This is a genomic window from Pseudomonas sp. BNK-15, assembly GCF_047456105.1.
In the GTDB taxonomy this organism is placed as follows: domain Bacteria; phylum Pseudomonadota; class Gammaproteobacteria; order Pseudomonadales; family Pseudomonadaceae; genus Aquipseudomonas; species Aquipseudomonas putida_E.
Map to the genome: position 1 here is coordinate 3,551,714 of NZ_CP179898.1, position 22,569 is coordinate 3,574,282.

Here is a 22,569-nt window from a genome sequence, read left to right on the forward strand (position 1 = left end):
AAGTGCTTAAATGTGACCGCTTGGTCCGCGTTTCCATCCAAGTTTTCAGTTTCCGCGTCTAGTCTTTGGCTCGGCGCACCCTATCCGACGACAAGATCATAAGGGCTTGTTCAATGTCTGCATCCCTCGCATTCGTCTTCCCCGGTCAAGGTTCCCAGTCGCTGGGCATGCTCAAAGAACTGGGCGCTGAAAAGCCGGTGATCGTTGAGACCTTCAAGGAAGCCTCCGAGGCTCTGGGTTACGACCTGTGGGAGCTGGTCCAGGAAGGCCCGGAAGAGCAACTCAATCAAACCGACAAGACCCAACCGGCCATTCTCACTGCCTCCATCGCCCTGTGGCGCCTGTGGCTGGAGGAGGGTGGCGCGCAGCCGGCCTTCGTGTCGGGCCACAGCCTGGGCGAGTACAGCGCTCTGGTCGCTGCTGGCAGCCTGTCGCTCAAAGACGCCGTCAAGCTGGTCAAGCGCCGTGGCGAACTGATGCAGGAAGCCGTGCCGGCCGGTCATGGCGCCATGGCCGCCATCCTCGGCCTGGGCGACGATGATGTGAAGGCCATTTGCGCCGAAGCGGCCGAAGATGAAGTGGTCAGCGCAGTCAACTTCAACTCGCCGGGCCAGGTGGTCATCGCCGGCAACGTCGCGGCGGTCAATCGTGCCATCGAGCTGTGCAAGGCCAAGGGCGCCAAGCGCGCCTTGCCGCTGCCGGTCAGCGTGCCGTCGCACTGCGCCCTGATGAAGCCGGCTGCCGATCGTTTCGCCGAGCACGTCAATGCTGTCGAATGGAAGGCGCCGCAGATTCCGGTAGTGCAGAACGTTACTGCCGCCGTCGCCGCCGACCTCGACACCCTCAAGCAGGATCTGCTGGCGCAGCTGTATCAGCCGGTTCGCTGGGTTGAATGCGTGCAGGCCCTCGCCGCGAACGGCGCGGTCAACCTGGTCGAATGTGGCCCGGGCAAGGTGCTGGCTGGCCTGAACAAGCGTTGCGCCGACGGTGTGACCACCTACAACCTCAATACCCCCGACGCCGTCGCCGCCACCCGTGCGGCGCTGGCCTGAATTTGGAGAAGCTTGCATGAGCCTGCAAGGTAAAGTTGCACTGGTTACCGGCGCCAGCCGGGGTATCGGCCAGGCCATCGCCCTCGAGCTGGGCCGCCAGGGCGCTACCGTGATCGGTACCGCCACCTCGGCTTCCGGTGCCGAGCGCATCGCTGCCACCCTGAAAGAGCACGGTATCACCGGTACCGGCATGGAGCTGAACGTCACCAGCGCCGAGTCGGTGGAGGCGGTACTGGGTGCCATCGGCGAGCAGTTCGGTGCCCCGGCCATTCTTGTCAACAACGCTGGTATCACCCGCGACAACCTCATGCTGCGCATGAAGGACGACGAGTGGTTCGACGTGATCGACACCAACCTGAACAGCCTCTACCGTTTGTCCAAGGGCGTGCTGCGTGGCATGACCAAGGCGCGTTGGGGTCGTATCATCAGCATCGGCTCGGTCGTCGGTGCCATGGGTAACGCTGGCCAGGCCAACTATGCGGCCGCCAAGGCCGGCCTGGAAGGCTTCAGCCGCGCCCTGGCGCGTGAAGTCGGCTCGCGCGGCATCACCGTCAATTCGGTGACCCCGGGCTTCATCGATACCGACATGACCCGCGAATTGCCAGAAGCGCAGCGCGAAGCCCTGCAGACCCAGATTCCGCTGGGCCGCCTGGGTCAGGCCGAAGAAATCGCCAAGGTGGTTTCCTTCCTGGCATCCGACGGCGCAGCCTATGTCACCGGCGCTACCGTGCCGGTGAACGGCGGGATGTACATGTAACACTGCAACTCAATGTGACGGATTGCTTAAAAAAAGAGTCATACTCCCAGCCTAAAATCCGTTATAAAGCTGCAACCAGATTCCAGGCAGAGGGCAGGGTGACTGAAGCGAAGGTGCGTTCCGCTTGAAAAGCGAACGTCTTTCTATAAAATTGGTCACCGGCCAGCTGCCTGACATATATCCATTAGGAGTGAAAACTAGGTATGAGCACCATCGAAGAACGCGTCAAGAAAATCGTCGCCGAGCAACTGGGCGTCAAGGAAGAGGAAATCAAGAACGAATCTTCTTTCGTTGATGATCTGGGTGCCGACTCGCTTGACACCGTTGAGCTGGTGATGGCTCTGGAAGAGGAATTCGAGACCGAAATCCCTGACGAAGAAGCCGAGAAGATCACTACCGTTCAAGCTGCCATCGACTACGTCAACGCCCACCAGGCTTAAGACGCTGTAGTCGACGCTTCTTGTCGAGAAGAACCGCACTGCCTTTGCCGGCGTGCGGTTTTTTCTTTGCGAAGGTCCTGCAATGATCCGCGGGCTTCGAGAGCCTGTTGCCATTTCATTCCATTGCCTTGAATGCAATGGCAAGAGACTCTGTTATTAGAAAAGGAGAGTACTGTGTCGCGTAGACGCGTCGTGGTCACTGGTATGGGTATGCTGTCGCCACTGGGTACGGATGTACCGAGCACCTGGCAGGGCATTCTGGCTGGCCGCAGTGGCATCGGTCCGATCGAGCATACGGACCTTTCTGCCTACTCCACCCGTTTTGGCGGCTCGGTGAAGGGCTTTGAGGTCGAGCAGTACCTGTCGGCCAAGGAAGCTCGCAAGCTTGACTTGTTCATCCAGTACGGCCTGGCGGCCGGTTTCCAGGCGGTACGCAATGCCGGCCTGGAAGTCACCGACGCCAACCGCGAGCGCATTGGCGTGGCCATGGGCTCTGGGATCGGCGGCCTGACCAATATCGAAGAAACCAGCCGCACCTTGCACGATCAAGGCCCGCGCCGCATTTCGCCGTTCTTCGTGCCAGGCTCGATCATCAACATGATCTCCGGCTTCCTGTCGATCCATCTGGGGTTGCAGGGCCCCAATTATGCCATTGCCACTGCCTGCACCACTGGCACCCACTGCATCGGCATGGCTGCTCGCAACATCGCCTACGGTGAAGCCGACGTGATGATCGCCGGTGGCGCCGAAATGGCCGCTTGCGGCTTGGGCATGGGTGGCTTCGGTGCTTCTCGCGCACTGTCGACCCGCAACGATGAGCCGGCCCGTGCCAGCCGCCCGTGGGACAAGGGGCGTGACGGTTTTGTACTCTCCGACGGCGCCGGTGCGCTGGTGCTCGAAGAGCTGGAGCATGCCCAGGCCCGTGGTGCGACCATCTATGCCGAGCTGGTTGGTTTCGGCATGAGCGGCGACGCTTACCACATGACTTCGCCACCCGACAGTGGCGAAGGCGCTGCGCGCTGCATGGCCAACGCCTTGCGTGATGCTGGCATCCAGCCGGCTGAGGTCAGCTACATCAACGCCCACGGTACCTCGACTCCGGCTGGCGATATCGCTGAAGTCGCGGCGATCAAGCGCGTGTTCGGCGAGCACGCCTACAAGCTGGCTGTCAGCTCGACCAAGTCGATGACCGGTCACCTGCTGGGGGCTGCGGGCGCTGTAGAGGCCATCTTCAGCGTGCTGGCGATCAACAGCCAGATGGCACCGCCAACCATCAACCTCGATGAGCCGGACGAAGGCTGCGACCTCGACTTCGTGCCCCATCAGGCGCGCAGCATGCCGATCGACGTAGTGCTGTCCAACTCGTTCGGCTTTGGTGGCACCAACGGCTCGCTGGTGTTCCGCCGGTTCGCCGGCTGATGCACAGCTGGATCGACGGCCAGCCCGCGACTGCGGTCAACCTGCAGAACCGTGGCCTGGCCTACGGCGATGGTCTGTTCGAGACCATCGCTGTAGGCAGTGGCCGGCCCAGCATGCTGGACGGTCACCTGGCACGTCTGGCCCTGGGCTGCCAGCGCCTGGCAATCGATGCCGACCTGGCGTTGGTGCGCGATGAAATCCTGCGTTATGCCAGCCAGCTGGGTGACGGTGTCGCCAAGCTGATCCTCACCCGGGGCGACAGCCAGCGTGGCTATGCGCCGTTGGCAGGTGCCGCGCCGCGGCGCATCCTGCTGGGCAGCCCGCTGCCCGGCTACCCTGCCGAACATGCCGAACACGGTGTGCGTCTTTTCCCTTGCCAGACCCGGCTTGGGGAACAACCGTTGCTGGCAGGCCTCAAACACCTCAACCGCCTGGAGCAGGTGCTGGCCCGTGCCGAATGGCAGGACAGCGAACATGCCGAAGGCTTGATGTGTGATGGGCAAGGCAGGCTGGTCGAAGGTGTTTACAGCAATCTTTTCCTGGTGCGCGGCGGCGTGTTGCTTACTGCCGAGCTCAGCCGTTGCGGCGTGGCAGGGGTGATGCGCGGTGCGTTGCTGGAACAGGCGCAGGCACTGGCCATTCCGGTGCAGGTGCGTGACCTGCCGTTCGACGAGCTTGCGCTGGCCGATGAGGTATTCATCTGCAACAGCGTTTATGGGGTCTGGCCGGTGCGGGCTTTTGCTGCGCTGAACTGGTCGCCGGGCCCGCTCACCCGTAAACTGCAGGCCTTTGCCCGTACGTTACTGGATACCTGAATTCGTGAGACGCAAAATCCTGCTGCTGCTGGAAATGGGCTTGATCCTGGCCGGCCTGGCATTGGGCTGGTCTGCCTGGAAGGTCAACTCGGTGCTGGAGCAGCCCTTGCGCGTGACGCAGGAGCAACTGCTCGACGTGCCCAGTGGCACCAACCCCAATCGCATGTTCTACCGCATGGAGGGCGAGGGGTTGCTCGATGACGCCTTCTGGTTGCGCCTGTACTGGCGCTTCAACATGGCCGGCACACCCCTGAAAACCGGCGAATATCGCATCACGCCGGGCATGACCGTCGAAGCGTTGTTCGACGCCTGGCGCCGTGCCGATGTGGTGCAGTACAACCTGACCCTGGTGGAGGGTTGGACGTTCCGCCAGGTGCGTTCGGCGATCGCCAGGCACGAGAAGATCAAGCACACCCTCGATGGCCTTACCGACTCCGAAGTCATGGACAAGCTTGGCCACACCGGCGTGTTTCCGGAGGGCCGCTTCTTCCCTGATACCTACCGTTTCGTGCGGGGCATGAGTGACGTCGAGCTGCTGCAGCAGGCCTATATGCGGCTGGACGAAGTGCTGGCCAAAGAGTGGGCCGAGCGCGCCACCGACTTGCCTTATCGTGACCCGTACCAGGCGTTGATCATGGCCTCGTTGGTGGAGAAGGAAACCGGCATCCCCCAGGAGCGCGGGCAAATTGCCGGGGTGTTCGTTCGTCGCCTGCGGCTGGGGATGATGCTGCAGACAGACCCTACGGTCATCTACGGCATGGGCGAACGCTACAACGGCAGAATCACCCGCGCCGACCTGCGTGAGCCAACGCCTTACAACACCTATACCATCTCTGGCCTGCCGCCCACGCCGATCGCCATGGTCGGGCGAGAGGCGATCCACGCTGCGCTCCATCCAGCCGATGGCACCAGCCTGTACTTCGTCGCCCGGGGTGATGGCAGCCATGTGTTCTCCGATGACTTGGACGATCACAATTCTGCAGTGCGCGAGTATCAGCTCAAGCGCCGTGCGGATTACCGGTCAAGCCCCGCTCCCCAAGCGTCGCCAGAGTCTGGCGAACCCTCTGCCCAGGACCCGGCACCGGCCAGCGACCCCGCGCCGGCCGACGCGCCTGCGGCTGACGAACAACATTAAGGACTGCCTGTGAGCGGCTTGTTTATTACCCTGGAAGGCCCCGAAGGCGCGGGCAAAAGTACCAACCGTGATTACCTGGCAGCACGCCTGCGAGAGCAGGGGCTGGATGTGGTGCTTACCCGCGAGCCTGGCGGTACTCCGCTGGCTGAAAAGGTCCGCGAACTGCTGTTGGCACCGAGTGATGAAGTGATGGCTGCCGACACCGAGCTGTTGTTGGTGTTCGCCGCGCGCGCTCAGCATCTGGCGCAGGTGATCCGCCCGGCGCTGGAGCGTGGGGCCGTGGTGCTATGTGATCGTTTCACGGACGCTACCTACGCCTACCAAGGCGGTGGCCGCGGCCTTTCGGTAGAGCGGATCGCCGTGCTCGAGCAGTTCGTTCAAGGCGAGCTGCGCCCCGACCTGACGCTGGTTTTCGACCTGCCGGTGGAAGTAGGGTTGGCCCGTGCTGCCGCCCGTGGGCGGCTGGATCGTTTCGAGCAGGAGGGCCAGGCCTTCTTCGAGGCCGTGCGCCAGGCTTACCTGCAGCGCGCCCGGCGCGAGCCGCAGCGCTACGACCTGCTGGACGCGGCGCAGCCGCTGGAAGCCGTGCAGCGCGCCATTGACGCGCTGTTGCCGGGCATCCTGGAGCGTTGCCGTGGCTGAAGCCTACCCTTGGCAGCAGGCGCTGTGGCAGCAGTTGGCGGGCCGTGCGCAGCATGCCCACGCCTACCTGCTGCACGGGCCGCAGGGTATCGGCAAGCGCGCCTTGGCCGAGCGCCTGATGGCCCGCTTGTTGTGCCAGCAGCCACAGGGGCTTGATGCCTGCGGGCAGTGCAAGTCCTGCTTGCTGCTCAAGGCGGGCAGCCATCCGGACAACTTTGTGCTGGAGCCTGAAGAGGCTGACAAGCCGATCAAGGTCGATCAGGTGCGCGAGCTGGTGTCGTTCGTCGTGCAGACGGCGCAGTTGGGCGGGCGCAAGGTCATCCTGATCGAGCCGGTCGAGGCGATGAACGTCAATGCGTCCAACGCCCTGCTCAAAAGCCTGGAAGAGCCTTCCGGCGACACCGTGCTGCTGCTGGTCAGCCACCAGCCCAGCCGGCTGTTGCCGACCATCAAGAGCCGCTGCCAGCAGGTCAGCTGCCCGCAGCCGAGCCTTGCCCAGAGCCAGGCCTGGCTGGCCACCGCGCTGGCCGGCAGTGACGAGGCCGAGCGTGACGAGCTGCTGACCCTCGCTGCCGGCTCGCCGTTGATGGCGGTGAACCTGCAGGCCCAAGGTGTGCGCGAGCAACGTGCGCTGGTGACCGATGGGGTGAAAAAGCTGCTCAAGCAACAGCAATCACCCAGTCAGCTGGCCGAGGCGTGGAGTGGTGTGCCCTTGTTGCTGCTGTTTGACTGGTTCTTCGACTGGTCGCACCTGATCCTGCGTTATCAATTGACCCAGGACGAGGAGGGGCTAGGCTTGGCCGATATGCGCAAGGTGGTGCAATACCTTGCGCAGAAGAGCCGGCAGGCCAAGGTGCTCGAGGTGCAGGCGTTGATCCTCGAGCAGCGCCAGAAGGTGCTGGGCAAGGCCAACCTCAACCGCGTGCTGCTGCTGGAAGCCTTGTTGGCCCATTGGGTGCAGTTGCCCGGCTCCCGCTGATTTTTCATTTTTCATGTGTGACGTCTCCCATGCTCGTAGATTCTCATTGCCACCTCGACCGTCTTGACCTCAGTGCCCATCAGGGCTCCCTCGATGCCGCCCTGCAGGCGGCCCGCGAGCGCGGGGTCGGGCATTTTCTGTGTATCGGTGTCAGCGCCGAAAATGCCGGGGCAGTGAAGGCGCTGAGCGAGCAGTACGCCGATGTCGATTGCTCGGTGGGCGTGCACCCGCTTGACCTGGCCCCCGGCGAGACCCCAGCGCTGGAATGGCTCCTGCGCGAACTGGCGCACCCGCATGTCGTCGCGATCGGTGAAACCGGGTTGGACTACCACTACGAGCCGGAGGCGGCCGAGCTGCAGCAGGCGTCGTTCCGCCTGCACCTGGAGGCGTCGCGCCAGACCGGCAAGCCGGTGATCGTGCATACGCGAGCAGCCAAAGCCGACACCTTGGCGCTGCTGCGTGAGGCCAGCCTGCCGCAGGCTGGCGTGCTGCATTGCTTCACCGAGGACTGGGAGATGGCCAAGGCGGCCCTGGACCTGGGTTACTACATTTCGCTGTCCGGTATTGTCACCTTCCGCAATGCCGATGCCTTGCGCGAGGTGGCGCGACTGGTGCCGGTCGATCGCTTGCTGGTGGAGACCGACTCGCCGTACCTGGCTCCGATTCCTTACCGTGGCAAGCCGAACCTGCCGCAGTATGTGCGTGAGGTGGCCGAGTACGTGGCTTCCTTGCGCGGCGTCAGCTATGAGCAGTTGGCCGGGCAGACCACCGACAACTTCAAGCGGTTGTTCCCTTTGGCCCGGGTGGCCTGAGCCCGGCGCTGACTCTCAAGGGCGCTGCAAATCTGCCCGTGGCCCCAGCTGCGCCATTGAGGCAAAAAAAACCCGGGTTCTGGGGGAGGAATCCGGGTTAAGACCATTAGGAGTAAAACAAAGGTACGCGGTCCGTGAGCACCTTTATCGACGCGCCACTGGGGGGATGCGCCGCGCCAACACTTCAAGTATTGGTCAGGTTTGGCGCAGTGCCAGTGCCAATTGTTCGTTTTTTAAACAGATTTGGAATACGCCCGGGCCCGCTTCCTTCCTCAGCGCATGGCCAGGCGCCGTACTTGCTGCACAGCTTCGTCGATAAGCCGCTCACTGGTATAGAAGTGCGGCGAAAAGCGCACACCTGGGCCTCGTAGGGCACAGATTGTCCGCTCTGCGGTCAGGCTGCGATGAATGTCTGCGCTGTTCTGGCCGCAAATACTGAATGTGACGATTCCACCCCGTCGCGCCGGGCTATCCGGGCTGTGCAACTGGACCCCGGAAATACCCGCCAGCCCTTGGTGCAACTGCTCGACACGTTGCTGCAATTGCCGGGCAACTTCGTCCATGCCGACTTCCTCGAGCAGCGACAGGCTGGCCTCCAGCGCGCAGGCGCCGAGCATGTTCGGGCTGCCGCATTCGAACCGCCGTGCGCTGCGGGCGGGCTGCCACTGGCGGCGTTCGAAGTCACCCATATTATCCAGCATGTGCCAGCCATAGGCGTTGAGCCTTAGCTGCGGGCGCAGCGCGGCCCTGCAGTAAAATACCCCCAGGCCTTCAGGGCCCAGCATCCATTTGTGGCCGTCAGCCATGGCGAAATCACACTCATAGCGCTGCACGTCGAAAGGCAGGGCGCCAATTTGCTGAATGGCATCGACGCAGAACAGTACCTTGCGTGCCCGGCACCCCTGGCCCAGGCGCGTCAGGTCCAGGCGCAGGCCGCTGCCGAACTGCACGGCGCTGACCGCCAGCAGGCGTGTGCGCCGGTTGCAGGCCGCCAGTAGCGAAGCCTCCGGATCGGCCCCGGCGAGGCTTGCCTGAACCACCTCGACGCCGCGATCGGTCAGCGCCTCCCAGACAACCCGGTTGGAGGGGAACTCCTCGTCGCTGATCACCACCTGGTCGCCGGGCTGCCAGTCCAGGCCGAAAGCTACCAGTGACAGCGCCTCGGAAGTGTTCTTGACCAGCGCGATATCGCCGCGTGAGGGTGCGTTGAGCAGGCGCGCGAGCCGCTCACGCAGGCGTCGCTCGGTGGCCAACCATGCCGGGTAGTCACTGGCGCCCAGGTTCACGTTTTCCCGCGCAAAGCGCGCCACGGCTTCGCTGGCCCTGCGTGGCCAGGGGGCGATGGCCGCATGGTTCAGGTAGCGCAGCCCCGGAGCCTGGTCAAACTCATCGTGAAACATAGACATGGTTGGATGATCCGTGCAATTTGCTGCAAGTTAGGCATAATAAACCGCTTCAATGTCATCCAGTCCTTCCCATGCAGAAAGAACCTCGTAAGGTCCGTGAGTTTCGCCGTCGCGAACAGGAAATCCTCGATACTGCGCTCAAGCTGTTTCTCGAACAGGGTGAAGACAGTGTCACCGTCGAGATGATCGCTGACGCTGTAGGTATCGGCAAAGGTACGATCTACAAGCACTTCAAGTCCAAGGCGGAGATCTACCTGCGCCTGATGCTCGACTACGAGCGTGACCTGAATGCGCTGTTGCATTCGGCCGATGTCGACCGCGACAAGGAGGCGCTGTCGCGCGCCTATTTCGAGTTCCGCATGCGCGACCCGCAGCGTTACCGGTTGTTCGATCGCCTGGAAGAAAAGGTGGTCAAGGGCAACCAGGTGCCGGAGATGGTCGAGGAGCTGCACAGCATCCGTGCCTCCAACTTCGACCGGCTGACCCAGCTGATCAAGGGCCGCATCAGCGAAGGCAAGCTCGAAGACGTGCCGCCATACTTCCATTACTGCGCCGCCTGGGCCTTGGTGCACGGTGCCGTGGCGCTCTACCACTCGCCATTCTGGAGCAATGTGCTCGAGGACCAGGAAGGTTTCTTCCAGTTCCTCATGGACATCGGCGTGCGCATGGGCAACAAGCGCAAGCGTGACCCGGAACCCGCGAACTGAAGCGCTCCGTCCCGGGCGGTTGAATCCGGTGTGGAACGGGGGCTTGCAAAAACCTGAATTTTGAGTCAGGTTTTGCCGGCCCCGTTTCATCCATGCCGGAGTCATTCATGATTGTCGATCGTCAAGGCAGGCGTTTTCGCAACCTGCGCGTCAGCCTGACGGCTGCCTGCAACTATGCCTGCAGCTACTGCGTGCCCAACGGCAAACGCCTGGTTGCGGCGCAGGATGAGCTGTCCGCCGAGGCGCTGGCCCGCGGGGTGGCCTACCTGATCGAGGCAGCCGGTATCGAGCGCCTGCGTATTACCGGCGGTGAGCCACTGGTCAGCCCCAGGCTGGATGCTTTTTTGGCTGCAGTGGCCAAGCTCGAGCTCCAGGACATCACCCTGACCACCAATGGTCAGTTGCTCGGGCGCAAGTTGCCGCAGTTGCAGGCGGCCGGCATCCGTCGTCTGAATGTGTCCCTCGATACGCTCGACCCCCAGGCATTTCGGCGCATCGCCCGTGGTGGCGACCTGGCCAGCGTTCTCGCGGGCATGCAGCAGGCCAGTGCCAGGGGCATGCAGATCAAGGTCAACATGGTACCCATGCGTGGGCAGAACCTGGACCAGGTTGTGCCCATGCTCGACTACTGCCTGGCCCGCGGTTTCGAACTGCGTTTCATCGAACTGATGCGCATGGGCCATCTGGCCCGTGATCACAACGCATTCCTGCAGCAGTTCGTGGGGCTGGACCAACTGCTGGATCTGATTGGCCACGCGCATGCTTTTGAGAGGGCCGATGCGCCGCTGGATGCCACTGCGCTGCGTTACCAGGTGCCGGGCAAGGGCCATTTCGGCGTGATCGCCAACGAGAGCGTACCGTTCTGCCGGAGCTGCTCGCGCCTGCGCCTGTCATCTACCGGCTGGCTGCACGGGTGCCTGTCGTCGAGCAACCGTCACTTTGTCGGCGATCTGCTGGAGCACCCCCGTCATCAGGCGCTCCCAGCCCTGCAGCGGTTGCTGGTCAAGGCGTTGGCCGACAAACAGGCGCTGGCGTTTTCCGGTGACGTGATGGTGATGAAGGTGATTGGCGGCTGATCTGGCGCAAAAGCTGCATCCGCCGGCTATTCGCCGGTTTTTCGTCGCCGGTCACTGGAGGAAAGATGCGTAGCCTGGTCTTGCTGCTGGCGCTTATGGCGCTGGGCGGCTGCATGAATGTCAGCGATATGGGCGAGGGCGTCCGTTACCACATGAGCGATGCCGGCCTGCTGGATCACAGCGACACACGCCGCACGCTGTCGATTCGCCTGCAGCCCGATTCGTTCATCTTCATCGGCCAGGGCGCCTTCATGCCGCCAAGCAAAGGGCCAGTACCGAAGCAGAACGTGGTTGCCGAGGAGGCCTTCAAGAGCTTCGTCGAGTATTTCCCGCTGGTACGGCGCGCCCAGGGCCCGCTGGGCCTCGAAGAGGCCATCGCCGAGGCCCGCTCGGTCGGCGCCGACTATGTGCTGTATACCCGTTTTGCCCGCACCGACGACCGTATCGGCAATGGCGATGAGTGGTATGACGAGCAGGCTGTCGACCGCCTGGGCTGGGACACCGGTGTGGTGCAGATGATGCTGATCGAAACCAGTACCCGCTACCTCATCGACACTGCGCGAATCAAAAGCCGTGGCGGTTTGTTGACGTTCCACGACAATGCTCCGCAGGATTTGCTCGCAGCGCCGATGCGCGAGTACGCTCGTAGCCTTCTGGGCATGAGTGAGTGAGGGCAGGGTGATGACAGATTCCGGCAAGGCCAATGATCTTCTGGCGCAGTTACCCAAGCACAAGGGCCTGCCGCCGGTGCATCTGTGGAATCCGGACTTCTGTGGCGATATCGATATGCGTATTGCCCGTGACGGTACCTGGTACTACCTGGGTACGCCGATCGGGCGCAAGCCGATGGTGCGCTTGTTTTCCACCATCATCCGCCGGGATGGCGACGACTACTTCCTGGTCACACCGGTAGAGAAAGTGGGTATTCGGGTCGACGATGCGCCGTTCGTTGCCGTTGCGCTGGATGTGCGGGGCACGGGCGAGCAGCAGGTGCTGAGTTTTACCAGCAACGTCGAGGATCAGGTAGAGGCCGGGCCGCGCAATCCGCTGCGGGTAGAGGTTGACCCTGTCACTCAGGAGCCTTCGCCTTATGTGCTGATGCGCAACAATCTAGAGGCGTTGATCCACCGCAATGTGTTCTACCAGTTGGTCGAGCTGGCGGTGCCTCGTGAGATCGATGGCGAGCAATGGCTGGGCGTCTGGAGCCATGGGCAGTTCTATCCCATCGGGCGCAACTGCTGAATACCTCGGCGTAGCAATAAAAAAACCTCCAGTGCTTGCGCATCTGGAGGTTTTTGGTATTTGGCTCCGCGACCTGGACTCGAACCAGGGACCCAATGATTAACAGTCATTTGCTCTACCGACTGAGCTATCGCGGAATCTGCGCATATCTTACCGATTGCCAGGGGCAAGTCAACCCGCCCCCAGCGAATCAGCCAGCCAAATCAAGCAGTTACAGCACTTTCACGATGGCCTTGGTGACCACGTGGATGTTGCTCTGGTTGAGTGCGGCCACGGCGATACGGCCGGTGTCCAGTGCATAGATGCCGAACTCGTTCTTAAGGCGTGCCACTTGCTCTACCGTCAGGCCCGAATAGGAGAACATGCCCGCTTGGCGGCCAACGAAGCTGAAGTCGCGCTTGGCGCCGTACTCGGCCAGCAGTTCGACCATCTGCTTGCGCATGCCGTGGATGCGCTGGCGCATTTCACCCAGCTCGGCTTCCCACATCTGGCGCAGTTCGGCGCTGTTGAGTACGGTGGCAACGATGGTTGCGCCGTGGGTCGGCGGGTTGGAGTAGGTGGTGCGGATCACGCGCTTGACCTGCGACAGCACGCGGGTGCTTTCGTCTTTGTTGCCGGTCACGATCGACAGTGCGCCAACGCGCTCGCCGTACAGCGAGAACGACTTGGAGAACGAGCTGGAAACGAAGAAGTCCAGGCCCGACTCGGCGAACAGGCGCACGGCGAAGGCGTCTTCGCCGATGCCCTCGCCAAAGCCCTGGTAGGCCATGTCGAGGAACGGTACGTGGCCCTTGGCCTTGACCACTTCCAGAACGTTTTTCCAGTCGTCCAGGCCCAGGTCGACGCCTGTCGGGTTGTGGCAGCAGGCGTGCAGGACAATGATCGAGCCAGACGGCAGGTTGTTCAGGTCTTCGAGCATGCCGGCGCGGTTGACGTCGTTGCTCGGGGCGTCGTAGTAGCGGTAGTTCTGTACCGGGAAGCCGGCCGTTTCAAACAGGGCGCGGTGGTTTTCCCAGCTCGGGTCGCTGATGGCGACCACGGCATTGGGCGACAGGCGCTTGAGGAAGTCGGCGCCGATCTTCAGTGCACCGGTACCGCCAACGGCCTGCACGGTAACCACGCGGCCAGCGGCCAGCAGTGGCGACTCGGCGCCGAAGATCAGTTTCTGCACGGCCTGGTCGTAGGTGGCGATGCCGTCGATCGGCAGGTAGCCGCGCGAAGCGTGCTGGGCGGCACGCTGGGTTTCGGCTTCGATCACGGCGCGCAGCAGCGGAATGCGGCCTTCCTCATTGCAGTACACGCCCACACCCAGGTTGACCTTGTCGGTACGGGGATCGGCGTTGAATGCTTCGTTGAGGCCCAGAATGGGGTCGCGGGGTGCCAGCTCGACAGCGGAAAACAGGCTCATTGTTACCTTGGCTCTGAATGGAGAGTGATAGGGCGTACACGCTCCAGCCGAATGCACTGAAGCGGTGCACAAACGGGGAGTCAGTATAGTGATACCGACCGGTCACTGCGACAGTGTGGCGCAGCTTTTCCGGCTATTTGCGCAAATTTTTTTCAACCATTGGTCGAATTGCCCGGTCCACCGCAGTGAGCGTTCACACCGCCGCCTTGAATGCGGCCCCAGGCGGGCGCATTTGGGTATAGACTACTGGCTAAATTTACAGTTGCTGCGTTACCGCGAGGTCCGACATGTCCGAGTTCCAGCTCGTCACCCGTTTTCAGCCGGCCGGCGACCAGCCCGAGGCTATCCGCCAGATGGTAGAGGGCATCGAGGCAGGCCTGTCGCACCAGACCCTGCTCGGTGTGACCGGCTCGGGCAAGACCTTCAGCGTTGCCAACGTCATTGCGCAGGTGCAGCGCCCGACCTTGGTGCTGGCGCCCAACAAGACGCTCGCCGCGCAGTTGTATGGCGAGTTCAAGGCGTTCTTCCCGAACAACGCCGTCGAGTATTTCGTTTCCTATTACGACTATTACCAGCCCGAAGCCTACGTGCCTTCCTCGGACACCTTCATCGAGAAGGACGCTTCGATCAACGATCATATCGAGCAGATGCGGCTGTCTGCGACCAAGGCGCTGCTGGAGCGTCGCGATGCGATCATCGTCACCACGGTTTCGTGCATCTACGGCCTGGGCAGCCCCGAGACCTACCTGAAGATGGTCCTGCACGTCGACCGCGGCGACAAGCTTGACCAGCGTGCACTGTTGCGCCGCCTGGCCGATCTGCAGTACACGCGCAACGAGATGGACTTTGCCCGTGCCACCTTCCGGGTGCGTGGTGACGTCATCGATATCTTCCCGGCCGAATCGGACCTCGAAGCCATCCGCATCGAGCTGTTCGACGACGAGGTGGAGAACATCGCTGCGTTCGACCCGCTCACCGGGGAAGTCTTCCGCAAGTTGCCGCGTTTCACCTTCTACCCCAAGAGCCATTACGTTACCCCGCGGGAAACGCTGCTGGAGGCGGTGGAAGGGATCAAGGATGAACTCAAGGGCCGCCTCGAGTACCTGCACAAGGCCAACAAGCTGGTCGAAGCCCAGCGCCTGGAGCAGCGTACCCGGTTCGACCTGGAGATGATTCTCGAACTGGGTTACTGCAACGGCATCGAGAACTACTCGCGCTACCTGTCCGGGCGCCCGGCCGGTGCACCGCCGCCCACCCTCTACGACTACCTGCCGGACGATGCGCTGCTGGTGATCGACGAATCCCACGTCAGCGTTCCGCAGGTCGGGGCGATGTACAAGGGCGACCGCTCGCGCAAGGAAACGCTGGTCGAGTACGGCTTTCGCCTGCCATCGGCGCTGGACAACCGGCCGATGCGCTTCGATGAGTGGGAGTCGGTCAGCCCGCAAACCATCTTTGTCTCGGCAACGCCCGGGCCTTACGAAGCCGAGCACGCCGGGCGGGTGGTCGAGCAGGTGGTGCGCCCGACCGGGTTGGTCGACCCGCAGGTCGAGGTGCGTCCGGCGCTGACCCAGGTCGACGACCTGCTGTCGGAAATCCACAAGCGCGTGGCGCTGGGCGAGCGGGTGCTTGCCACCACGTTGACCAAGCGCATGGCTGAGGATCTCTCCGACTACCTGGCCGATCACGATGTGCGGGTGCGCTACCTGCACTCGGACATCGATACCGTGGAACGGGTCGAAATCATCCGTGACCTGCGCCTGGGCACTTTTGATGTACTGGTGGGCATCAACCTGCTGCGCGAGGGCCTGGACATGCCCGAGGTGTCACTGGTGGCGATCCTGGACGCCGACAAGGAAGGGTTCCTGCGCTCCGAGCGCTCGCTCATCCAGACCATCGGGCGTGCCGCGCGCAACCTCAATGGCCGCGCGATTCTCTATGCCGATCAGATAACCGGCTCCATGCAGCGTGCCATCGATGAAACCGAGCGCCGCCGCGAGAAGCAGATCGCTTTCAACCAGGCCAATGGCATCGTGCCCAAGGGCGTGGTCAAGGACATCACCGATATCATGGAAGGCGCCACCGTGCCGGGGTCGCGTAGCAAGAAGCGCAAGGGCATGGCCAAGGCCGCCGAGGAGAGCGCCCGTTACGAGGCCGAACTGCGCACGCCGGGCGAGATCACCAAGCGCATCAAGCAACTGGAAGAGAAAATGATGCAGTTTGCCCGCGACCTGGAATTCGAGGCGGCGGCGCAGTTGCGCGACGAGATTACCAAGCTGCGCGAGCGGTTGATTACCAGTTGAAGCCTGGTTCGGTCCTTGGGGAGCGGCATGATGTTTGGCGGTCTCCAGGCGTCCGATAGCCCAATAACCCACCTCCCGCGCTGGAGCGCGGTGCCCGCACCCTGCTAACATCGTGCCTTTGTTTCATCTTTCGTTCGAGACCCTCCATGACCACCGTACGCACGCGTATCGCGCCATCGCCCACGGGCGACCCCCATGTCGGCACCGCCTACATCGCCCTGTTCAACTACTGCTTCGCCAAGCAGCATGGCGGTGAGTTCATCCTGCGCATCGAGGACACCGACCAGTTGCGCTCGACCCGCGAGTCGGAGCAGCAGATCTTCGACGCCCTGCGCTGGCTTGGCATCGAATGGAACGAAGGCCCGGATGTGGGCGGCCCGCACGGCCCGTACCGGCAGAGCGAGCGCGGCGAGATCTACGCCCAGTACGCCAAGCAACTGGTCGATGCCGGCCATGCGTTCTACTGCTTCTGCACCGCCGAAGAGCTGGAGCAGATGCGCGCCGAGCAGATGGCCCGTGGCGAAACCCCGCGCTACGATGGCCGCGCGTTGCTGCTGAGCGACGAGCAAGTGCAGCGCCGCCTGGCCGCTGGCGAGCCCCATGTGATCCGCATGAAGGTACCGAGCGAAGGTATCTGCGTGGTTCCGGACATGCTCCGTGGCGATGTCGAGATCCCATGGGACCGCATGGACATGCAGGTGCTGATGAAGAACGACGGCCTGCCGACCTACTTCCTGGCCAACGTGGTCGACGACCACCTGATGGGCATCACCCACGTACTGCGCGGTGAAGAGTGGCTGCCATCGGCACCCAAGCTGATCAAGCTGTACGAATACTTCGGTTGGGAGCAGCCCAAGCTGTGCTACATGCCGCTGCTGCGCAACCCGGACAAGAGCAAGCTCTCCAAGCGCAAGAACCCGACCTCGGTGACCTTCTACGAGCGCATGGGCTTCATGCCTGAGGCCATGCTCAACTACCTCGGCCGCATGGGCTGGTCGATGCCGGACGAGCGCGAGAAGTTCTCCCTGGCCGAAATGGTCGAGCACTTCGACCTGTCGCGTATCTCTCTGGGCGGCCCGATCTTCGACATCGAGAAGCTGTCGTGGCTCAACGGCCAGTGGCTGCGCGAACTGCCGGTGGAAGAATTCGCCGCGCGCGTGCAGAAGTGGGCGTTCAACAGCGACTACATGATGAAAATCGCCCCGCACGTGCAGGGGCGGGTCGAAACCTTCAGCCAGGTTGCTCCGCTGGGTGGTTTCTTCTTCGAGGGCGCGCTCAAGCTCGACGCCAAACTGTTCGAAAGCAAGAAACTCTCCGCCGACCAGGTGCGCCAGGTGATGCAGTTGATCCTGTGGAAACTGGAAAGCCTTCGCCAGTGGGAAAAAGAGCGTATCACCGGCTGCATCCAGGCAGTGGTCGAAGCGCTGGAGCTGAAGCTGCGTGACGCCATGCCGCTGATGTTCGCCGCCATCACCGGCCAGGCCAGCTCGGTGTCGGTGCTCGATGCCATGGAGATCCTCGGCCCTGACCTTACCCGCTATCGCCTGCGCCAAGCCCTGGACCTGCTCGGTGGTGTGTCGAAGAAAGAAAACAAAGAGTGGGAAAAGCTGCTGGCCAACATCGCTTGATGCGGCTTTGACGCGGGGCCATTGCCATCCGGCTATGCCGCTGGCAATGGTTCAAGTGCTCAAAAGCAGAGTGCGCAAATCAGGGCAGGGTGGTAAGTGGTTGTTATCTGTGAAAAAACTTTTGGATATTTTCAAAATTTCGTTTGACAGCCCTGCAATCCGAACTTAATATGCGCCCCGTCCACAGCGATGAACGAAACGAAGCGCCAGGCACCCAGCCGGTGATTCAGTTCAAAGCGACATTGTGGGGCTATAGCTCAGCTGGGAGAGCGCCTGCATGGCATGCAGGAGGTCAGCGGTTCGATCCCGCTTAGCTCCACCAAATTCCGCTTAACAGCTTCGGCTGATAAGCAAGACCGGGTCCAGCAACCGGGTCTTGAAGGTAAGAAGGTTCGTCCCCTTCGTCTAGTGGCCTAGGACACCGCCCTTTCACGGCGGTAACAGGGGTTCGAGTCCCCTAGGGGACGCCAGTTTTGCACAAGCGATGTTCAATGCGTCGCTGGGCCGAGAGGCTAGAAATCCGGGGCTATAGCTCAGCTGGGAGAGCGCCTGCATGGCATGCAGGAGGTCAGCGGTTCGATCCCGCTTAGCTCCACCAATTTAGCCAGGGTTCGCAGCAGCGAATCTTCGCGAAGGTTACGTCCCCTTCGTCTAGTGGCCTAGGACACCGCCCTTTCACGGCGGTAACAGGGGTTCGAGTCCCCTAGGGGACGCCACTTTACCCGCGTTTTGCGGGACTTAAAGAGGCTCATTCGCATATTGGATGAGCCTTTTGTTTTCGGGGCTATAGCTCAGCTGGGAGAGCGCCTGCATGGCATGCAGGAGGTCAGCGGTTCGATCCCGCTTAGCTCCACCAATTTAGCCAGGGTTCGCAGCAGCGGATCTTCGCGAAGGTTATGTCCCCTTCGTCTAGTGGCCTAGGACACCGCCCTTTCACGGCGGTAACAGGGGTTCGAGTCCCCTAGGGGACGCCATTTTTACCCGCGTTTTGCGGGACTTTAAAGGCTCATTCGATTATTGAATGGGCCTTTTGTTTTTTCCCTCCCTGAAAAATGTGCACCGACAGGCGGTGGTCGATTCTGCTTGCCAAAAAATATTATGAGAATAATATTTCGATCATCATATTCTGATCGTGAGCCGGCCATGAGCGACAAGAAGACCAAGACCCGCGAGCGGATCCTTGAGGCTGCGCGAAGCGCGTTGATCCAGCACGGCCCCGCCGAGCCAAGCGTCAGCCAGGTCATGGGTGCTGCAGGGCTTACTGTGGGAGGCTTCTATGCGCACTTCGACAGCAAGGACCAGCTCATGCTCGAGGCATTTCGCCAATTGCTCAGCGAGCGCAGGGCCCTGCTGGCTCACGTTGACCCGAGCCTGGACGGGGAAGGGCGGCGGGCGCTGGTGAGCGCGTTCTACCTGTCGCGCAAGCACCGCGATGCGCAGGTGCATGCCTGCCCGCTGCCCAATTCGATCGGCGAGATGCAGCGCCTGCCAGACGTGTTTCGCGAGGTACTGGCCGAGCACATCGAATTGATGACGGCGGCGATGGTTGACCGCCCTGAAGATGCCGACAAGGCCCTGGCTGATCTGGCCCTGATGATAGGCGGCCTGGCCCTGGCGCGTGCCTTGGGCACGGGCGAGCTTTCTGACCGCATCCTGCGTGCCGCCAAATCGGCGGTTATCTAAGCTTCTGACCCTGGAGCAAGGCGATGACTACCCTGAGCTGGATTCGCGGCGTGAATGGCACCCTGGGGCGTCTGGCCCCCGAGCATGTGGCCGGCAAGATGCGCCGGGCCTTCATGACCCCGCGCAACCTGCCGCCAAGGCAGTGGGAGTTGCCATTGCTGGCGAGCGCCGAGCGCATCACCCTGCGCTTCGGGCTGTCGGCATTGCGTTGGGGGCAAGGCCCGACCGTGTTGCTGATGCACGGCTGGGAAGGGCGTGCGACCCAGTTTGCCGCGTTGATCGAAACCCTGGTAAAGGCCGGGCATACCGTGGTCTCTCTGGAGGGGCCGGCCCATGGCTGTTCGCCTGGGCAGCAAGCGCACGTGGTGCTGTTTGCCCGTGCGCTGCTGGAGGCTGCCGCCGAACTGCCGCCGTTGCGTGCCGTGATAGGCCATTCCATGGGCGGTGCCAGTGTCTTGCTGGCACTGCAGATGGGGCTTCGGGCCGAGGCTGCGGTGAGTATTGCAGCGCCGGCCCAGCTGCTTGGTGTGCTGCGCGGCTTCGCCCGCCACCTTGGCCTGCCGGCGCGAGCCAGGGCCGCGTTCATCCGCAAGGTCGAACAGGACGTCGGCATGCAGATCAACCGCCTGGATGTCAGTGGTTACCAGTTGGAGCTGCCAGGGCTGGTCGTGCATGCCGCCGATGATGCCTTGGTGCCCGCCGGTGAGGCCGAGATCATCCACAAGGCCTGGTTCGACAGCCGCCTGCTGCGGCTGGAGGAGGGTGGCCACCAGCGCGTGCTCGCCGACCCGCGCGTGAGCGAGGCGGTGCTCGAATTACTGGCGCGTGTCAGTGCGCCCGCCCGGCAAAGCGCTTGAACATCCGATACACTCTGCCCGTTCACTGACATTGGGAGCGGGCATGAGTTGGGACCTGGCAACGCCATTCATCATCGACCTGCGCGTCGGCAGCGAGGACATCGACGGCCTCGGGCACGCCAATAACGCGGTCTACGTCACGTGGCTGGAGCGTTGCGCCTGGCGCCACTCCCAGCGCCTGGGGCTGGACCTGGCCGAATACCGGCGCCTGGACCGGGCCATGGCGGTGGTGCGCCATGAAATCGACTACCTCGCTGCAGCCTACGAAGATGACGAGTTGCAACTGGCAACCTGGATCATCGATTGGGATCAGCGCCTGCGCATGTCCCGGCGCTTCCAGCTCAAGCGCCCGCGTGACGGTGTGACGCTGCTGCGCGCGCAGACCACCTTTGCCTGCATCGAGTTGTCCAGTGGCAAACCCAGGCGCATGCCGGCGGAGTTCATCGACGGGTACGGTCCTGCGCTGATCGGCGCCTGAATACCCGGCATTTTTTGGTAGACTGCCGGCTTTTCCCGCCGAGACCTCGAAATGCAAATTGCCCTGGCCCCTATGGAGGGGCTGGTCGACAACATCCTGCGCGACGTTCTGACCCGAGTGGGCGGCATCGATTGGTGCGTCACCGAGTTCATCCGCGTGTGCGACCGCCTGTTGCCTGCTTCTTCCTTCGACAAGCTCGCACCTGAACTGCGTCAGGGCGCGCGCACGGCTGCCGGTGTACCCATGCGTGTGCAGTTACTGGGCTCGGACCCCGTCTGCCTGGCCGAAAACGCTGCGCTGGCCTGTGAGCTGGGGGCGCCGGTGATTGACCTTAATTTCGGTTGCCCGGCCAAGACCGTGAACAAGTCACGCGGCGGCGCAGTGCTGCTCAAGGAGCCCGAACTGCTGCACGCCATCGTGCGTGAAGTGCGGCGCGCAGTGCCGGCGCACATCCCGGTCACCTCCAAGATGCGCCTTGGCTTCGATACCCCGGACGGTGCGCTCGATTGTGCGACCGCGCTGGCTGAGGGCGGCTCGGCGCACCTGGTGGTACATGCACGCACCAAAGTCGAGGGCTATAAGCCGCCAGCGCACTGGGAGTGGGTGGCGCGGGTGCAGGATGTGGTGAAGGTGCCGGTGTTCGCCAACGGTGAGATCTGGACCGTGGACGACTGGCGGCGTTGCCGCGAGGTGAGCGGCGCCGAGGACATCATGCTCGGGCGGGGGCTGGTGTCGCGGCCGGACCTGGCCTTGCAGATTGCGGCTGCGCGGGACGGGCGTGAGTACCAGCCGATGAGTTGGGAGGCGTTGTTGCCTTTGCTGCGCGAGTTCTGGCGCCAGGCCCAGGCCAAGCTGTCGCCGCGCTACGCACCGGGGCGGATGAAGCAGTGGTTGGCGATGCTGACGCGTAGCTACCCCGAGGCGGTGCTGCTGTTTGCCGAGCTGCGCAGGGAAGATGATTGCCAGCGGATCAGCCGGTTACTGGGCGTTGAAGTGCAGGCATTCGAGGAATGTGTCGCGTGATCAGTTCTGCCTGGGGCCGGTAAAGCCGCCGCAAAATTTTTTGTTTTTGCCCCTTGAAAGCCATCTCCTGAGCCCTATTTATTCAGTACGCGATGCCGAAGCCGGGTCGCGTAGTGACTTTACTTGCTGAATCTCAGGAGTTTATGACCATGACTACCGCTTTCTCTCTTGCACCTCTGTTCCGCCATTCCGTTGGCTTCGACCGTTTCAACGACCTGTTCGAGTCTGCGGCACGTAACGAGGCGGGTAGCAGCTACCCTCCCTACAACGTTGAAAAGCATGGCGATGACCACTATCGCATCGTCGTTGCCGCAGCCGGTTTCCAGGAGCAGGACCTCGACCTTCAGGTCGAGAAAGGCGTCCTGACCGTGATCGGCGGCAAACGCGAAAACGGCGCCGCAGAAGTGACCTACCTGCACCAGGGCATCGCCCAGCGCGCGTTCAAGCTGTCGTTCCGCCTGGCGGACCATATCGAGGTCAAATCGGCAGGCCTCGCCAATGGGCTGCTCAGCATTGACTTGCTGCGCATTGTGCCGGAAGAAGCCAAGGCCAAGCGCATCCCGATCAATGGTGACAAACCAGCACTCAACTGAGGCTGGCGGCGTTATCAGGGCTGCTACGCAGCCCATCGCCGGCAAGCCGGCTCCTACCCTGTGGGAGCCGGCTTTCCTGCATTGGGCCGCCTGGCGGCCCCAAATCCCTTTTTC

22 protein-coding genes and 7 tRNA genes are annotated in these 22,569 nt (G+C 62.4%); 26 read left to right on the forward strand and 3 right to left on the reverse strand.

The annotated features are described in order from the left end of the window. Positions 1-113 precede the first annotated feature (113 nt). From fabD to ACMGF5_RS16275, 9 genes are all read left to right on the forward strand, one after another. Positions 114-1,052 (forward strand): ACP S-malonyltransferase, encoded by a 939-nt coding sequence (fabD, locus tag ACMGF5_RS16235; protein ID WP_119688516.1) that lies wholly within the window; start codon positions 114-116, stop codon positions 1,050-1,052. Between the two features lie 16 nt (positions 1,053-1,068). After that, positions 1,069-1,809 (forward strand): 3-oxoacyl-ACP reductase FabG, encoded by a 741-nt coding sequence (gene fabG, locus ACMGF5_RS16240; RefSeq protein ID WP_008096412.1) that lies wholly within the window; start codon positions 1,069-1,071, stop codon positions 1,807-1,809. A 203-nt stretch (positions 1,810-2,012) separates the two neighbouring features. Continuing rightward, positions 2,013-2,249 (forward strand): acyl carrier protein, encoded by a 237-nt coding sequence (acpP, locus tag ACMGF5_RS16245; protein ID WP_039603098.1) that lies wholly within the window; start codon positions 2,013-2,015, stop codon positions 2,247-2,249. A gap of 174 nt (positions 2,250-2,423) precedes the next feature. Beyond that, positions 2,424-3,668: a beta-ketoacyl-ACP synthase II gene (gene fabF / locus ACMGF5_RS16250; protein WP_046786557.1), complete on the forward strand. Its 1,245-nt coding sequence runs from the start codon at positions 2,424-2,426 to the stop codon at positions 3,666-3,668. Continuing rightward, the gene (pabC, locus tag ACMGF5_RS16255) at positions 3,668-4,483 is read left to right on the forward strand and encodes an aminodeoxychorismate lyase (protein WP_204920468.1); all 816 of its coding nucleotides are present in this window, start codon (positions 3,668-3,670) and stop codon (positions 4,481-4,483) included. Before fabF ends, pabC begins: the two co-directional genes overlap by 1 nt. 4 nt (positions 4,484-4,487) lie before the next feature. Then, a complete protein-coding gene (gene mltG / locus ACMGF5_RS16260) occupies positions 4,488-5,618 on the forward strand; it encodes an endolytic transglycosylase MltG (protein WP_046786555.1) in 1,131 nt (376 codons plus the stop codon). Between the two features lie 9 nt (positions 5,619-5,627). Beyond that, positions 5,628-6,260 (forward strand): dTMP kinase, encoded by a 633-nt coding sequence (tmk, locus tag ACMGF5_RS16265; RefSeq protein ID WP_046786554.1) that lies wholly within the window; start codon positions 5,628-5,630, stop codon positions 6,258-6,260. Further along, the gene (locus ACMGF5_RS16270; RefSeq protein WP_414156968.1) at positions 6,253-7,239 is read left to right on the forward strand and encodes a DNA polymerase III subunit delta'; all 987 of its coding nucleotides are present in this window, start codon (positions 6,253-6,255) and stop codon (positions 7,237-7,239) included. Before tmk ends, ACMGF5_RS16270 begins: the two co-directional genes overlap by 8 nt. Before the next feature lie 29 nt (positions 7,240-7,268). Continuing rightward, positions 7,269-8,051 (forward strand): TatD family hydrolase, encoded by a 783-nt coding sequence (locus ACMGF5_RS16275; RefSeq protein WP_414156051.1) that lies wholly within the window; start codon positions 7,269-7,271, stop codon positions 8,049-8,051. Between the two features lie 272 nt (positions 8,052-8,323). Here ACMGF5_RS16275 and ACMGF5_RS16280 read toward each other — a convergent pair whose 3' ends face one another. Beyond that, complete coding sequence (locus ACMGF5_RS16280) at positions 8,324-9,457, reverse strand: aminotransferase class V-fold PLP-dependent enzyme (protein ID WP_204920472.1); 1,134 nt, start codon at positions 9,455-9,457, stop codon at positions 8,324-8,326. Positions 9,458-9,528: 71 nt separating this feature from the next. Here ACMGF5_RS16280 and ACMGF5_RS16285 point away from each other — a divergent pair, with 71 nt between their 5' ends. The 4 genes from ACMGF5_RS16285 to ACMGF5_RS16300 all read left to right on the forward strand — a co-directional run bounded on the left by ACMGF5_RS16285 (position 9,529) and on the right by ACMGF5_RS16300 (position 12,482). Next, positions 9,529-10,164 (forward strand): TetR/AcrR family transcriptional regulator, encoded by a 636-nt coding sequence (locus ACMGF5_RS16285; protein WP_046786550.1) that lies wholly within the window; start codon positions 9,529-9,531, stop codon positions 10,162-10,164. Positions 10,165-10,271: 107 nt separating this feature from the next. Beyond that, on the forward strand, positions 10,272-11,240 hold the full coding sequence (locus tag ACMGF5_RS16290; RefSeq protein ID WP_414156969.1) for a GTP 3',8-cyclase MoaA: 969 nt from the start codon (positions 10,272-10,274) through the stop codon (positions 11,238-11,240). A 65-nt stretch (positions 11,241-11,305) separates the two neighbouring features. Beyond that, positions 11,306-11,911, forward strand: coding sequence for a DUF4823 domain-containing protein (locus ACMGF5_RS16295; protein WP_012313444.1), 606 nt, complete (start codon positions 11,306-11,308; stop codon positions 11,909-11,911). 10 nt (positions 11,912-11,921) lie between these two features. Continuing rightward, a complete protein-coding gene (locus ACMGF5_RS16300; protein ID WP_046786547.1) occupies positions 11,922-12,482 on the forward strand; it encodes a DUF1285 domain-containing protein in 561 nt (186 codons plus the stop codon). A 61-nt stretch (positions 12,483-12,543) separates the two neighbouring features. Here the strand turns inward: ACMGF5_RS16300 and ACMGF5_RS16305 are convergent. Continuing rightward, positions 12,544-12,619: transfer RNA gene (locus ACMGF5_RS16305), tRNA-Asn, on the reverse strand. 74 nt (positions 12,620-12,693) lie between these two features. Then, entirely contained in the window at positions 12,694-13,890 is a 1,197-nt protein-coding gene (locus ACMGF5_RS16310) for an amino acid aminotransferase (protein ID WP_115275625.1), read from the reverse strand. A gap of 287 nt (positions 13,891-14,177) precedes the next feature. Between ACMGF5_RS16310 and uvrB the strand changes: the two genes are divergently transcribed. The 13 genes from uvrB to ACMGF5_RS16375 all read left to right on the forward strand — a co-directional run bounded on the left by uvrB (position 14,178) and on the right by ACMGF5_RS16375 (position 22,455). Continuing rightward, positions 14,178-16,193, forward strand: coding sequence for an excinuclease ABC subunit UvrB (uvrB, locus tag ACMGF5_RS16315; protein ID WP_046786546.1), 2,016 nt, complete (start codon positions 14,178-14,180; stop codon positions 16,191-16,193). 146 nt (positions 16,194-16,339) lie between these two features. Beyond that, positions 16,340-17,821, forward strand: coding sequence for a glutamate--tRNA ligase (gltX, locus tag ACMGF5_RS16320; RefSeq protein WP_119688524.1), 1,482 nt, complete (start codon positions 16,340-16,342; stop codon positions 17,819-17,821). 246 nt (positions 17,822-18,067) lie between these two features. After that, a tRNA-Ala gene (locus tag ACMGF5_RS16325) sits at positions 18,068-18,143 on the forward strand. Between the two features lie 72 nt (positions 18,144-18,215). Beyond that, positions 18,216-18,291, forward strand: a tRNA-Glu gene (locus tag ACMGF5_RS16330). A 52-nt stretch (positions 18,292-18,343) separates the two neighbouring features. Then, positions 18,344-18,419: transfer RNA gene (locus ACMGF5_RS16335), tRNA-Ala, on the forward strand. Between the two features lie 42 nt (positions 18,420-18,461). Next, positions 18,462-18,537 (forward strand) — tRNA-Glu (locus ACMGF5_RS16340). A 64-nt stretch (positions 18,538-18,601) separates the two neighbouring features. Continuing rightward, positions 18,602-18,677, forward strand: a tRNA-Ala gene (locus tag ACMGF5_RS16345). 42 nt (positions 18,678-18,719) lie between these two features. Beyond that, positions 18,720-18,795 (forward strand) — tRNA-Glu (locus tag ACMGF5_RS16350). 169 nt (positions 18,796-18,964) lie between these two features. Next, positions 18,965-19,504, forward strand: coding sequence for a TetR/AcrR family transcriptional regulator (locus ACMGF5_RS16355; protein ID WP_115275628.1), 540 nt, complete (start codon positions 18,965-18,967; stop codon positions 19,502-19,504). Positions 19,505-19,527: 23 nt separating this feature from the next. After that, the gene (locus ACMGF5_RS16360) at positions 19,528-20,361 is read left to right on the forward strand and encodes an alpha/beta fold hydrolase (protein ID WP_119688525.1); all 834 of its coding nucleotides are present in this window, start codon (positions 19,528-19,530) and stop codon (positions 20,359-20,361) included. Between the two features lie 43 nt (positions 20,362-20,404). Then, positions 20,405-20,839, forward strand: a complete 435-nt coding sequence (locus ACMGF5_RS16365) for an acyl-CoA thioesterase (protein ID WP_046786542.1) — start codon at positions 20,405-20,407, stop codon at positions 20,837-20,839. A 51-nt stretch (positions 20,840-20,890) separates the two neighbouring features. Further along, the gene (locus tag ACMGF5_RS16370) at positions 20,891-21,862 is read left to right on the forward strand and encodes a tRNA dihydrouridine synthase (RefSeq protein WP_046786541.1); all 972 of its coding nucleotides are present in this window, start codon (positions 20,891-20,893) and stop codon (positions 21,860-21,862) included. 149 nt (positions 21,863-22,011) lie between these two features. Further along, positions 22,012-22,455: an Hsp20 family protein gene (locus tag ACMGF5_RS16375; protein ID WP_012313453.1), complete on the forward strand. Its 444-nt coding sequence runs from the start codon at positions 22,012-22,014 to the stop codon at positions 22,453-22,455. Positions 22,456-22,569 lie beyond the last annotated feature (114 nt).

Excerpts from the sequence above, each read along its gene's own strand:
- fabD (WP_119688516.1), top strand. The coding sequence starts at position 114 with ATGTCTGCATCCCTCGCATTCGTCTTCCCCGGTCAAGGTTCCCAGTCG.
- fabG (WP_008096412.1), top strand. The coding sequence starts at position 1,069 with ATGAGCCTGCAAGGTAAAGTTGCACTGGTTACCGGCGCCAGCCGGGGT.
- acpP (WP_039603098.1), top strand. The coding sequence starts at position 2,013 with ATGAGCACCATCGAAGAACGCGTCAAGAAAATCGTCGCCGAGCAACTG.
- pabC (WP_204920468.1), top strand. The coding sequence starts at position 3,668 with ATGCACAGCTGGATCGACGGCCAGCCCGCGACTGCGGTCAACCTGCAG.
- ACMGF5_RS16275 (WP_414156051.1), top strand. The coding sequence starts at position 7,269 with ATGCTCGTAGATTCTCATTGCCACCTCGACCGTCTTGACCTCAGTGCC.
- ACMGF5_RS16280 (WP_204920472.1), bottom strand. The coding sequence starts at position 9,457 with ATGTCTATGTTTCACGATGAGTTTGACCAGGCTCCGGGGCTGCGCTAC.
- ACMGF5_RS16285 (WP_046786550.1), top strand. The coding sequence starts at position 9,529 with ATGCAGAAAGAACCTCGTAAGGTCCGTGAGTTTCGCCGTCGCGAACAG.
- ACMGF5_RS16290 (WP_414156969.1), top strand. The coding sequence starts at position 10,272 with ATGATTGTCGATCGTCAAGGCAGGCGTTTTCGCAACCTGCGCGTCAGC.
- ACMGF5_RS16295 (WP_012313444.1), top strand. The coding sequence starts at position 11,306 with ATGCGTAGCCTGGTCTTGCTGCTGGCGCTTATGGCGCTGGGCGGCTGC.
- ACMGF5_RS16300 (WP_046786547.1), top strand. The coding sequence starts at position 11,922 with ATGACAGATTCCGGCAAGGCCAATGATCTTCTGGCGCAGTTACCCAAG.
- ACMGF5_RS16310 (WP_115275625.1), bottom strand. The coding sequence starts at position 13,890 with ATGAGCCTGTTTTCCGCTGTCGAGCTGGCACCCCGCGACCCCATTCTG.
- uvrB (WP_046786546.1), top strand. The coding sequence starts at position 14,178 with ATGTCCGAGTTCCAGCTCGTCACCCGTTTTCAGCCGGCCGGCGACCAG.
- gltX (WP_119688524.1), top strand. The coding sequence starts at position 16,340 with ATGACCACCGTACGCACGCGTATCGCGCCATCGCCCACGGGCGACCCC.
- ACMGF5_RS16355 (WP_115275628.1), top strand. The coding sequence starts at position 18,965 with ATGAGCGACAAGAAGACCAAGACCCGCGAGCGGATCCTTGAGGCTGCG.
- ACMGF5_RS16360 (WP_119688525.1), top strand. The coding sequence starts at position 19,528 with ATGACTACCCTGAGCTGGATTCGCGGCGTGAATGGCACCCTGGGGCGT.
- ACMGF5_RS16365 (WP_046786542.1), top strand. The coding sequence starts at position 20,405 with ATGAGTTGGGACCTGGCAACGCCATTCATCATCGACCTGCGCGTCGGC.
- ACMGF5_RS16370 (WP_046786541.1), top strand. The coding sequence starts at position 20,891 with ATGCAAATTGCCCTGGCCCCTATGGAGGGGCTGGTCGACAACATCCTG.
- ACMGF5_RS16375 (WP_012313453.1), top strand. The coding sequence starts at position 22,012 with ATGACTACCGCTTTCTCTCTTGCACCTCTGTTCCGCCATTCCGTTGGC.